10 protein-coding genes are annotated in these 11,218 nt (G+C 64.6%); 2 read left to right on the top strand and 8 right to left on the bottom strand.

The window, feature by feature from the left end:
• The first annotated feature begins 46 nt into the window (after positions 1-46).
• Entirely contained in the window at positions 47-1,465 is a 1,419-nt protein-coding gene (locus tag ACM43_RS04005; protein WP_271538164.1) for a metal-dependent hydrolase family protein, read from the top strand.
• 170 nt (positions 1,466-1,635) lie between these two features.
• On the opposite strand, the gene ACM43_RS04000 is transcribed toward ACM43_RS04005, so the two are convergent.
• The 8 genes from ACM43_RS04000 to topA form a co-directional block, all read right to left on the bottom strand.
• Positions 1,636-1,965: a DUF3551 domain-containing protein gene (locus ACM43_RS04000; RefSeq protein ID WP_271538162.1), complete on the bottom strand. Its 330-nt coding sequence runs from the start codon at positions 1,963-1,965 to the stop codon at positions 1,636-1,638.
• Positions 1,896-2,126, bottom strand: coding sequence for a DUF3551 domain-containing protein (locus tag ACM43_RS03995; RefSeq protein WP_271538160.1), 231 nt, complete (start codon positions 2,124-2,126; stop codon positions 1,896-1,898). Before ACM43_RS03995 ends, ACM43_RS04000 begins: the two co-directional genes overlap by 70 nt.
• 352 nt (positions 2,127-2,478) lie before the next feature.
• On the bottom strand, positions 2,479-2,646 hold the full coding sequence (gene rpmG, locus ACM43_RS03990) for a 50S ribosomal protein L33 (RefSeq protein ID WP_007603295.1): 168 nt from the start codon (positions 2,644-2,646) through the stop codon (positions 2,479-2,481).
• A gap of 126 nt (positions 2,647-2,772) precedes the next feature.
• Positions 2,773-4,098 carry an LLM class flavin-dependent oxidoreductase gene (locus tag ACM43_RS03985; RefSeq protein WP_271538159.1) on the bottom strand — a complete coding sequence of 442 codons (1,326 nt, stop codon included), beginning with the start codon at positions 4,096-4,098 and terminating at the stop codon, positions 2,773-2,775.
• A 263-nt stretch (positions 4,099-4,361) separates the two neighbouring features.
• On the bottom strand, positions 4,362-5,114 hold the full coding sequence (locus tag ACM43_RS03980) for an NUDIX hydrolase (protein WP_271538158.1): 753 nt from the start codon (positions 5,112-5,114) through the stop codon (positions 4,362-4,364).
• A gap of 29 nt (positions 5,115-5,143) precedes the next feature.
• Positions 5,144-5,584 carry a DUF983 domain-containing protein gene (locus ACM43_RS03975; RefSeq protein ID WP_271538157.1) on the bottom strand — a complete coding sequence of 147 codons (441 nt, stop codon included), beginning with the start codon at positions 5,582-5,584 and terminating at the stop codon, positions 5,144-5,146.
• A complete protein-coding gene (rnr, locus tag ACM43_RS03970) occupies positions 5,578-7,926 on the bottom strand; it encodes a ribonuclease R (protein ID WP_271538156.1) in 2,349 nt (782 codons plus the stop codon). Before rnr ends, ACM43_RS03975 begins: the two co-directional genes overlap by 7 nt.
• 20 nt (positions 7,927-7,946) lie before the next feature.
• A complete protein-coding gene (gene topA, locus ACM43_RS03965; protein WP_271538154.1) occupies positions 7,947-10,703 on the bottom strand; it encodes a type I DNA topoisomerase in 2,757 nt (918 codons plus the stop codon).
• Positions 10,704-10,931: 228 nt separating this feature from the next.
• Here topA and ACM43_RS03960 point away from each other — a divergent pair, with 228 nt between their 5' ends.
• Positions 10,932-11,171, top strand: coding sequence for a hypothetical protein (locus ACM43_RS03960; RefSeq protein WP_036025554.1), 240 nt, complete (start codon positions 10,932-10,934; stop codon positions 11,169-11,171).
• Positions 11,172-11,218: the final 47 nt, after the last annotated feature.

Below are 11,218 nucleotides of genomic sequence, written 5' to 3'. Positions count from 1 at the left end.
GTTCAAGGGGCCGCGCGACATTTCGTTCGGAGAGGGGCCGTGCGCGATGATGGCAGGAACTCTCTTGAATGCGTTGTACAGTGCGCGGCGCATCCGACCGCCGATCAGCGTAACATGTCGCTCGCTGTCGATCGCAGTCATGCTCTCGGCCTGGCCCGGTGGAGCGAGCCTGGCGCAGCAAGCGCTTCAGACCGGTGGCGCGGGCACGCTCTTTCAGAACGTCCGCATCTTCGATGGCAAGAGCGCCACGCTGTCTGCCTCCTCCAACGTCTTGGTGCGCGGCAACAAGATAGAATCAATCTCGCTCCAGCCGATAGCGGTGGATAGCCCGGCGGAGATTCGCATCATCGAAGGCGGCGGGCGCACGTTGATGCCCGGCCTCATCGACAACCATTGGCATGCGATGCTGATCCGAGTGACGCCGGAACAGTCGCTCGGCGACGTCGGCTACGTCAATCTTGTCGCTGGCGACGAGGCTGCGCACACTCTGATGCGCGGTTTTACCAGCGTTCGAGACGTGGGCGGGCCGGTGTTCGGGCTCAAGAGCGCCATCGACGAGGGTATCATCAAGGGGCCGCGCATTTTTCCGTCCGGCGCGATCATTACGGTCACGAGTGGGCATGGCGACTTCCGCCAGCTTACCGACCTGCCGCGGACGATCGGCGGCATGCTCAGCCGCATGGAACAGACCGGCGGGGCAATGGTTGCGGACAGTCCCGACGAGGTCCGCGTCCGTGTCCGCGAACAGCTCATGCAAGGCGCCTCCCAAGTCAAGTTGACGGCTGGCGGCGGGGTGTCGTCGCCTTTCAGTCCGATCGACGTGACCACCTTCACCGAACCGGAAATACGCGCCGCCGTCGAAGCGGCCGAGAACTGGGGCACCTATGTCGCTGCGCATGCCTTTACGCCTGCTGCCATTCGGGGAGCCATTGCGGCTGGGGTGAAGTGTATCGAGCACGGCTTCCTGATGGACGAGGCAACAGCGAAGCTGATGGCGGAGAAGGGTGTATGGCTGAGTCTACAGCCTCTCCCCGACGATTTGAGGCTGGGCTTTCCTGTAGGCTCGGTCCAGCGAGCCAAGGCGGATGAGGTCTGGCCCGGCATAGTCAGGTCCTACGAGTTGGCGAAGAAGTACAAGATCAAGACGGCGTGGGGCACCGACGTCCTGTTCTCTGCAGCGCTCGCGCGCCAACAGGGGGCCATCCTGGCCTCGCTCGCTCGCTGGTACACGCCCGCCGAAGCGCTGACGATGGCGACATCGACGAACGCCGAACTGCTGGCGCTATCGGGCAAGCGGAATCCTTATCCCGGCAAACTCGGCGTCGTGGAGCAGGGCGCGCTCGCGGATTTGCTGCTCGTCGACGGAAATCCCCTGGACAATATCGGCCTTCTTGCCGACCCCGCCAACAATTTCAGGGTCATCATGAAAGATGGGATTATCTACAAGGATGCGCTCGCCCGTTAAAGCGCGATGAGATTAGGGATGAATCATCATCGCGCTTTAGGTTGTCGTTCACGCATGATCTTTCCGGAGCCGCTTCGCACTTTTCCAGATCATGCTTGAGCACGACATCGTACCGGTGCCGGCGAATGCTCCGACAATCGCTGCCTGACGCTTCCCTTCCGCGACCGCCTCTATCGGGGATGCGGGCTGCGGCGTGGCTGGGGCGGCTGTTGCACGTAGGGGTTTTCCAGGCACATTGCCGACTGGCCCGCGGCGCTCGCTCTGCACTCGTCCCATGAACGATACTGGCACGAGATCCAGGTGATGCCGCCCCGTTTCCAGCTCTGAAGGCATACCGGCGAGTTGCCGCCGAACCGCTGCGCTGCGGCTGGACTGGGCGCGGACATGGTGATCAAGACGAAGAGGAGACAGGCAAGCGTGCGCACCACGATCAGCGCTGCCGGGGCGGAGGCGGCTGCTTGAACCTCACGCGTGGGTTCACATCGCAATACATGTTCCATCGCCCGGACGCCGACGCCAGGCATTGTTCTCGCGTCGAATACATGCATTCGCCGGGATAGCCGAGGTGCCCGCCAAAGACGCACCAGGGATATTCACGCTCAGCCTTTGCTGCGGAAGAAAATCCGATGACCATGACGACGATGAGTAGGGCGGTGCGCATGCGATTCTCCCATCATGTCTGAGCGGCGCAAGAGGTTCACTCTCGAAAGATAGCCGCTCGATGATCGTGGCTCAACAATGATGGCTCAAGCGGGTTCCTATCTCGCGCCGGAGTGTCGCAGGTAGGCGCTCGCAGAGGCGTGCGAGCGGTGTTGTCGCCACGCGCCGTCAGTGAGGGCCTTTTGCGACGAAGCAATCCAGATCCTTCTGCAGAGACGTCAGGAGCACATCAGTTTGGTCTCGTGCTCTCGATGCAGCGCAGCGCCCGATAGCTTGGCCCCGGGGCACGTGCGCCGAAACGACAACGGGGCCCGCAAGGGCCCCGCAAAAATCCTTAGCGCTACGCCGCGATCTTACTTGATCTTGGCTTCGCGGAATTCGACGTGCTTGCGCGCGACCGGGTCGTACTTCTTCTTGACCAGCTTGTCGGTCATGGTGCGCGAATTCTTCTTGGCGACGTAGTAGAAGCCGGTGTCGGCCGAGGACACGAGCTTGACCTTGATGGTGACCGCTTTGGCCATGTTCTGAACCTCAGAATATCAGGGGGAATCTGGAGCCGGCCAAACGGCCCGCGTTGGCCGGCAACCTAGTCAGAAACGGCGGGAAGTCAAGGTTTCAGGCTGCGGAAACTGCTCAAATCGGGCCCATTAGGCCGCAAAGAACCGGTTTTTCGGCCGCGGCAGGCCCAGATTCTCCCTCAAAGTGGGCCCTTCATACTCTTTGCGGAAAATCCCGCGCTTCTGCAACTCCGGGACCACCTTGTCGACGAAATCGTCGAGGCCGGCGGGCAGGAACGGGAACATGATGTTGAAGCCGTCCGAGCCGCGCCCGACCAGCCATTCCTCCATCTGGTCGGCGATGGTCCTGGCGGTGCCGACGAAGGACAGCCCACCATAGCCGCCGACTCGCTGGGCGAGCTGGCGCACGGTGAGCTTCTCGCGGGCGGCGAGATCGACCAGGCGCTGCCGGCCGCTCTTGCTGGCATTGGTCTCGGGGATTTCGGGAAGCGGCCCATCGGGATCGAAGCCGGAGGCATCGGTGCCGAGGATGACGGAGAGCGAGGCAATGGCGCTGTCGTAATGCACGCGGCTGTCGAGCAAAGCGCGCTTCTCCTTGGCCTCGTCCACGCTGTCGCCCACGACGACGAAGGCGCCGGGGAGGATCTTCAGGTGCTCGGGGTCACGGCCGATCTTCTCCATGCGGCCCTTGATGTCGGCATAGAGTTTTTGGCCATCGGCGAGGCTGCCGCCGCCGGTGAACACCGCTTCCGCGGTCTCGGCGGCGAGCTGCTTGCCGTCTTCGGAGGCGCCGGCCTGCACGATCAGGGGCCAGCCTTGCACGGGGCGGGCGATGTTGAGGGGGCCGCGCACTTTGAAGTATTTGCCCTTGTGGTCGAGGGTTTGCATCCTGGCGGGATCGAAGAACAGCCCGCTCTCGACGTCGCGCACGAAGGCATCGTCGGCGAAGGAGTCCCAGAGACCGGTGACGACGTCGTAGAACTCGCGGGCGCGCTTGTAGCGCTCGGCGTGCTCCATATGATCGTCGAGGCCGAAATTCAGCGCCGCGTCCGGGTTCGAGGTGGTGACGATATTCCAGCCGGCGCGGCCGCCGCTGAGATGGTCGAGCGAGGCGAAGCGGCGCGCGACGTGATAGGGCTCGTCGAAGGTGGTCGAGCCGGTCGCGATCAGGCCGATGCGCTCGGTCACGGCTGACAAAGCCGATAGTAGCGTGAACGGCTCGAACGAGGTCACGGTGTGGCTGCGCTTGAGCGCGTTGATCGGCATGTTCAGCACGGCGAGGTGATCGGCCATGAAGAAGGCGTCGAACTTGCCGGCCTCGAGCTTTCGGATCAGCGTCTTGATGTGGCCGAAATTGAAATTGGCGTCGGGCCAGGCCCCGGGATAGCGCCAGGCGCCGGTGTGGATGCTGATCGGGCGCATGAACGCGCCAAGCTTGAGTTGCCGTTGTGCCATCGACCGGTGTCCGTTCTTGGTGACGCTCGCAAAGACATAGGGACGCAGCGGAACTCCGCCATTGGGGGAGACGGGAAGATTATTTTGTTTTTCGATGCTCTCTCAGCACGTCATTCCGGGGCGCGCCTCTTGGCGCGAACCCGGAATCCATCGAATTGCGGAGACAATGGATGAATGGATTCCGGGCTCGCGCTGCGCGCGCCCCGGAATGACGGAGGAGAGAGCCGCGCTGGATGACGAACGAGGGCTTGGCACCTCGAAGCCTAGCTCAAAATATCCTTCTGCATCCTGCCGCCGTAGAAGTGGAAGAACGGCACCGGCGCGTCGTGGCGGAGCGGGCCGGTGGCAAGGCGGGTGTCGAGCTCGTTGAGCACGTTGCGCGTCATCGGATGCAGGTCGGCGAGCGGTTTTGAGCCGAGCTCGACCCAGACCAGCTCGACCAGCTCCGCATCGGCATGGATCACGCCCTCGACGCGGTGGGTGATCGCGGAGGCATCGGCGGTGAAGAAACGCGTGTCGAAGCGCTTGACGCGGCCGGGCGGGGTGATCGCGCGCGCGATCAGGAACAGGCTGGAGGGATCAGGCAGCAGGCCCGCATCCGCGAACGGCTGCCAGGGGCCTTCGAGCTTCGGCACTTTGCCTTCGGCCTTGCGGCCGAGGCAGAGGCCGGTCTCCTCGCAGGCTTCGCGGATGGCGGCAATGGCGAGCGATTTCGCGCGCGAGGCCGGCGTCTTCGGACTGCCCTTGGCGAGATTGGCTTCCAGCTCGGCGGTGATCGGCGCAGCGCAGGGTACGCGATAATCGGCCTTGTCGACGCGCCCGCCCGGGAAGACGAATTTTCCCGGCATGAACACCACCTTGTCGTGGCGCTTGCCGACCAGCACTTTCGGAATGGCGCCGCTGCGGTCGACCAGGATCAGCGTCGCTGCATCCTTCGGGCGGAAGTAAGGATGATGGTCGGCTTCCTTCTCCTCGTGAACCCTGGTCTTCTCCTCGGCCTGCGAAATATCGGTCATGTCCTCACCCGAACTGTTCTTGTACGTGTTTACACAGGCGGAATACCATCGGGAGGGTTGTCGTCAAACCCGTGCATGCGCAGAGCCCATTGCAAGCCGACCACAGCTCCCTTCACGGGCTGCAGCAGCGCGAGCGAGGCGACGAAGGTGAAGGGCAGATAGGCCGCGAAGCTGAGCCAGACCGGGGTCGAATAATTGGTCTCGATCCAGAGGATGGCCGGCACCACGATGTGGCCGACGATGACGATGACGAGATAGGCAGGCAGATCGTCGGCGCGATGCGGGGTGAAGTCGAGGCCGCACCTGGCGCAATGATCGGCGGTCTTCAGGAAGGCGCGGAACAGCTTGCCGTCGCCGCAGCGCGGGCAGCGGCCGCGGAAGCCGCGCTTCATTGCCGACCAGACGTCGCGCTTCTCGACGAGGCCGCTCTCGCGCGTCCAGATTTTCGGGGCCGTCCTCATCGTCACCACGCCTTGCCCTTCTTGCCCTTGCCTTTGTTCTTTCCTTTGGCCTTCTTTCCCTTGCCGGACTTTTGCTTCTCCGGCTTGCGTTTTCGCTCCGGGCTGCGCCCCGGATGCGGCTTGGACGATTTGCGCTGCGGACGGAGCGGCCTGCGCTCGCGCGGCCCGCCGTCGCTCTCCGACGACAGCAGCTCGAAGCGCAGTGCGCCCGCGATCGGAGCGGCCTCGATCAGGCGGACGTCGACGACGTCGCCGAGCTGGTACATGGTGCCGCTGCGCGTGCCGACGAGGGCATGGCGGCTCTCGTCATAGTTGAAATATTCCGTGCCGAGGGATCGGATCGGGATCAGCCCGTCAGCGCCGGTCTCGCTGAGCTTCACGAACAGGCCGGCGCGGGTGACGCCGGAGACGCGGCCCTGGAAGCTGGCGCCGATGCGGTCGGCGAGGTGATGGGCGATCAGGCGGTCGACGGTCTCGCGCTCCGCCTTCATGGCGCGCCGCTCGGTCAGCGAGATATGCGCGGCGACTTCGCTCAAGCTTTCCGGCGTCTCGCTGTCGGGCAGGGCGCCTTCGCCAAGGCCAAGCGCACGCACCAGCGCGCGGTGCACGACGAGGTCGGCATAGCGGCGGATCGGCGAGGTGAAATGCGCATAACGGCGCAGGTTCAGGCCGAAGTGACCGTAATTCTCCGAGGAATATTCAGCCTGCGCCTGCGCGCGCAGCACCACCTCGCTGACCAGCGGGTAATAGTCGTGGCCTTCGAGTTGAGCCAGCACGCGGTTGAACGTGGTCGGGCGGAGCGCGCCGGACTTGGCGAAGGGAACGTCCAGCGTCTCCAGGAATTCCGCGAGCGCGTGAACCTTCTCCAAGGTCGGCTCGTCGTGCACGCGGTAGATCAGCGGCAGCGATTTCTTCTCCAATGTCTCCGCTGCAGCGACGTTAGCGAGGATCATGAACTCCTCGATCAGCTTGTGCGCATCGAGACGCTCGGGGACCACGACGCGGTCCACGGTGCCGTCGCTCTTCAGGAGGATCTTGCGCTCGGGCAGGTCGAGATTGAGCGGATCGCGCTCGTCACGTGCGCGCTTGGCGCAGGCATAGGCGGCATAGAGCGACCTCAGGATCGGATCGAGCAGGGGGCCGGTGGTGTCGTCAGGCCGGCCGTCGATCGCGGCCTGCGCCTGCGCATAAGCGAGCTTGGCGGCCGAACGCATCAGGATGCGATGAAAACTGTGCGAGCGCTTGCGGCCGTCGGGGCCGAGCACCATGCGCACCGCCAGCGCGCCGCGCGGCTCGCCGGGCACCAGCGAGCAGAGATTGTTGGAGATGCGCTCGGGCAGCATCGGCACGACGCGGTCGGGGAAATAGACCGAGTTGCCGCGGTCGAGCGCGTCGCGGTCGAGCGCCGTGCCTGGCCGCACGTAGAAGCTGACGTCGGCGATGGCGACGTTGACGATGAAGCCGCCCTTGTTGTTGGGATCCGGATCGGGCTCGGCATGCACCGCGTCGTCGTGATCCTTGGCGTCGGGCGGATCGATGGTGACGAGCGGGACGTCGCGCCAGTCCTCGCGGCCCTTCAGATTGGCCGGCTCCGCCGCGTCCGCCTCGCGCTCGGCGGCGGAGGAGAATTGCAGCGGAATGTCGTGGGCGTAGATCGCGATCAGGCTGATCGCCTTCTCGGATTTGACCGAGCCGAGCTTCTCCTTGACCCGGCCGGAGGCGAGGCCAAAGCCGCGGCTGCGGACGATGTCGACGCTGACGAGGTCGCCATCCTCAGCGCCGCTAGTGTCGGTCTTGGCGATGTTCAGCTCGCGGTCCGCCATCTTCTTGTCGACGGGAACGAGCCGGCCGCCGCCCTCGGGCAGGCTGCGGAAGACGCCGAGGATGCGGCTCTTGGCCTTGTCGATGACCTTGATGATGCGGCCGCGATAGGGGGGACCTTCGTCGTCATCGCTGCGCTCGACGCGCAGCAGCGCGCGGTCGCCTACGCCGGCGGCGGTGCCGGGCCTCGGCCGGCGCGGCATCTCGATGAGGATCTTCGGCGGCTCGCCGTTCTCGACCTCGTCCCATTCGGCGGGGGAGGCGATCAGCTCGCCATCGGAGTCGCGGCCGGTGATGTCGGCGAGCAGCGTCGGCGGCAGCGCGTCCGGCTCGGAGACCTTGTGGCGCTTCTTCTTGATGATGCCGTCGTCGGCGAGCTCGCGCAGCATGCGCCTGAGCTCGGCGCGATCGGCGTTCTTCAGGCCGAACTCGCGCGCGATGTCCCGAGTCCCGACCTTTCCTGGATTTGCCTTGATGAAGGCGACGATGGCTTGTCTGTCGGGAAAGCCACGGTCTCTCTTTGGTTTCACTTAACCTCTAATTCTTGATCTCAGGTCTTGCCGGCACTCTTCTTGGCCGGAGTATTTGCCGGATTCTTGGTGGCAGCTGCCTTGGTCGGCGACGTCTTTGCGGTCGACGGCACGGCGGCGCGCGCCTTGCTGGTGGATTCGGATTTGGATTTGGCCGAGGCTTTCTTCGCAGCCGGCTTCTTCGGCTTCGGTGCGGCGTCCTCGCCGTCCGCAGCCTTCTCTGACGCTTTCTTGGCCTTGGTCGGCTTCGCCGCCTTCTTGGCCTTGCCGCCACTCTTGGCGGCGCGCTCGTCGATCAGCGCGATCGCCTGCGGCAGCGTGATGGTGTCCTTCTCGAACTCGGCCGGGATGGTCGCGTTGACGCCGCCCGCGGTGACATAGGCGCCGTAACGGCCGCTCTTCACGGTGACCGTGCCGAGCGTCGGATGATCGCCGAGCGCCTTGCCGGGATCGGCGCCGAAGCGGCGGCTCGGGCCCTTGGCAACCTTCTCCGCGATCAGCGTCACGGCACGATTGAGGCCGATGTCGAACACCTCATCGCCGGCCTCGAGGCTGGCATAGGTCTTCTCGTGCTTCACGAACGGTCCGAAGCGGCCGAGGCCCGCGGTGATGGGCTGGCCGGTCTCCGGATGCTTGCCGATCTCGCGCGGCAGCGACAGCAGCTTCAGCGCGAGCTCGAGATCGACGTCGCTGGGCGAGGTGCCCTTCGGAATGCCGGCGCGCTTGGGCTTCTCGCCTTCTTCATAATCCTTCTGCTCGCCGAGCTGGATGTAGGGGCCGAAGCGGCCGGCCTTGACCCAGACATCGCGACCCGTGTCGGGATCCTGGCCGAGCGAACGGTCAGCAGTCGCCTCGCCATCGGCGGCGAGCTGACGGGTGTAGCGGCATTCCGGATAGTTCGAGCAGCCGACGAAGGCGCCGAACTTGCCGGCCTTGAGGTTCAGCCGGCCGGTGCCGCAGTTCGGGCACTGCCTGATATCGCCACCATCGGCGCGCGGCGGATAGATGTGCTGGCCCAGCATGTCGTCGAGCACGTCGAGCACCTGGGCGACGCGCAGCTCCTTGATGTCGTCGACGGCGCCGATGAAGCCGGTCCAAAAGTCCTTCAGAACCTGTTGCCAGGAGATCTCGTTGTTGGAGATGCGGTCGAGTTGCTCTTCGAGGCTCGCCGTAAAGTCGTACTCGACATAGCGGGCAAAGAAGCTTTCGAGGAAGGCGACCACGACGCGGCCCTTGTCCTCGCCGTGCAGACGCTTCTTCTCCAGCTTGACGTAGCCGCGGTCCTTCAGGACCTGCAGGATCGAGGCATAGGTCGAGGGCCGGCCGATGCCGAGCTCCTCCATACGCTTGACTAGTGAAGCTTCCGAGAAGCGCGGCGGCGGCTCGGTGAAATGCTGGGTGACGGACAGGCTCTGCCGCTTCAGGGCGTCGTTCGGGCTCATCGCGGGCAGGCGGCGCGAATCCTCGTCCTCCTCGTCGTCGCGGCCTTCCTGGTAGAGCGCGAGGAAGCCGTCGAACTTGACGACCTGGCCGGTGGCGCGCAGCTCCAGGGTGCGGGAGCCGGCCTTCGCCGTGATGTCGACGGTGGTGCGCTCGAGCTCGGCGGATTCCATCTGGCTCGCGATGGTGCGCTTCCAGATTAGCTCATACAGCTTGGCCTGATCGGCATCGAGCTTGCGGCTCATGCTGTCGGGGCGGCGGGAGAGGTCGGTCGGGCGGATCGCTTCGTGCGCTTCCTGGGCGTTCTTGGCCTTGGCCTGGTACTGGCGCGGGCTATCCGGCACGTAGGCGTTGCCGTAGTCCTCGCCGATCACCTTGCGCGCCTGGGTGATCGCCTCCGGGGCGATCTGCACGCCGTCGGTACGCATATAAGTAATGAGTCCGGTGGTCTCGCCACCGATGTCGATGCCCTCATAAAGACGCTGGGCGATGCGCATCGTGTGCGCCGGCGCAAAGCCGTATTTGCGGCTGGCTTCCTGCTGCAGCGTCGAGGTGGTGAAGGGCGCCTGCGGATTGCGACGGGCCGGCTTGGCGTCGACCGCGGTGACCGCGTAAGTCGCCAGTTCCAGCGCCTTCTTGAAGTCTTCGGCTTCCGCGCCGGTGCCGATGTCGAGGCGCTGGATCTTCTTGCCGTCGGCGCCGACGAGGCGCGCCTCGAAGGCATCGCCCCGCGGGGTGAGCAGGGTCGCGATCAACGACCAATATTCGCGCGGCACGAACTTCTCGATCTCGAGCTCGCGGTCGCAGACGAGGCGCAGCGCCACCGACTGCACGCGGCCGGCCGAGCGGGCGCCCGGCAGCTTGCGCCACAGCACGGGGGAGAGAGTGAAGCCGACCAGATAGTCGAGCGCGCGGCGCGCCATGTAGGCGTCGACCAGGGCGCCGTCGATCTCGCGTGGATGCTTCATCGCCTCCGAGACGGCCTGCTTGGTGATGGCGTTGAACACCACGCGCTCGATCTTCTGATCCTTCAGCGCGCGCTTCTCCTTCATCACCTCCAGCACGTGCCAGGAGATGGCTTCGCCCTCGCGATCGGGGTCGGTGGCGAGAATCAGGCGGTCGGCGCCCTTCAGCGACTTCGCGATATCGTTGAGCCGGCCGGCCGCCTTGGGGTCGACCTCCCAGATCATCTTGAAATTGGCGTCGGGATCGACGGAACCGTTCTTCGCCGGGAGATCGCGGACATGGCCGAACGAGGCCAGAACCTCATAGGACGAGCCCAGATATTTGTTGATCGTCTTGGCTTTCGCCGGCGACTCCACAATGACGATATTCATTTAGTTCCAGTGGCTTACGGGGAAATCTTGGGCCGAAAACGAAAGGACTCGGGTCGGCCGTTTCGACCCGAACATGGGTGGTGAGCGGCCCCCTGTCAAATCGTGGGGTGTTGAAAGGCGCCGCAATGGGAAAAGTTTCATATCGAAAAAGTTGCAGAATACCACCTTGGAGTTGCGGTTGATGTGGGCGTAATGTCCTGTCGGGGCATGGATTCGGGTGGGGTACTGGTGACCAAGCCAGGAAAAAAACGGGCGCGCGCCGGGTCCGGCGCGCCGGGGGGCACGCGTCACGAGGAACCGGGGGAGGGCGGTGCGGACGAGGCCGTGGCCTTCATCGCCGAGCAAACGGGGGCCCTACGTAAGCTGGCCGAGCGCCACAAGCTGGACGTGCTGCATTACCTCCTGGGCATGACCAAGCTCGAGGCCGACGAGCATCTGCGGCTACGGACCAAGCGCAAGCTGTCGTGACAGGCTGGACGAATTGAACTGCCGCGCTCGACCCGCGACCAACCAAG

This window comes from Bradyrhizobium sp. CCBAU 45321 (assembly GCF_028128975.1).
Taxonomy (GTDB): Bacteria; Pseudomonadota; Alphaproteobacteria; order Rhizobiales; family Xanthobacteraceae; genus Bradyrhizobium; species Bradyrhizobium yuanmingense.
Note: the sequence above shows the minus strand (reverse complement) of the source record. Positions and strands in the feature narration are given on the sequence as shown.

What these genes read in the sequence shown, in the direction of transcription:
- ACM43_RS04005 (WP_271538164.1), top strand. Translation starts at nt 47, where the DNA reads ATGATGGCAGGAACTCTCTTGAATGCGTTGTACAGTGCGCGGCGCATC.
- ACM43_RS04000 (WP_271538162.1), bottom strand. Translation starts at nt 1,965, where the DNA reads ATGGAACATGTATTGCGATGTGAACCCACGCGTGAGGTTCAAGCAGCC.
- ACM43_RS03995 (WP_271538160.1), bottom strand. Translation starts at nt 2,126, where the DNA reads ATGCGCACCGCCCTACTCATCGTCGTCATGGTCATCGGATTTTCTTCC.
- rpmG (WP_007603295.1), bottom strand. Translation starts at nt 2,646, where the DNA reads ATGGCCAAAGCGGTCACCATCAAGGTCAAGCTCGTGTCCTCGGCCGAC.
- ACM43_RS03985 (WP_271538159.1), bottom strand. Translation starts at nt 4,098, where the DNA reads ATGGCACAACGGCAACTCAAGCTTGGCGCGTTCATGCGCCCGATCAGC.
- ACM43_RS03980 (WP_271538158.1), bottom strand. Translation starts at nt 5,114, where the DNA reads ATGACCGATATTTCGCAGGCCGAGGAGAAGACCAGGGTTCACGAGGAG.
- topA (WP_271538154.1), bottom strand. Translation starts at nt 10,703, where the DNA reads ATGAATATCGTCATTGTGGAGTCGCCGGCGAAAGCCAAGACGATCAAC.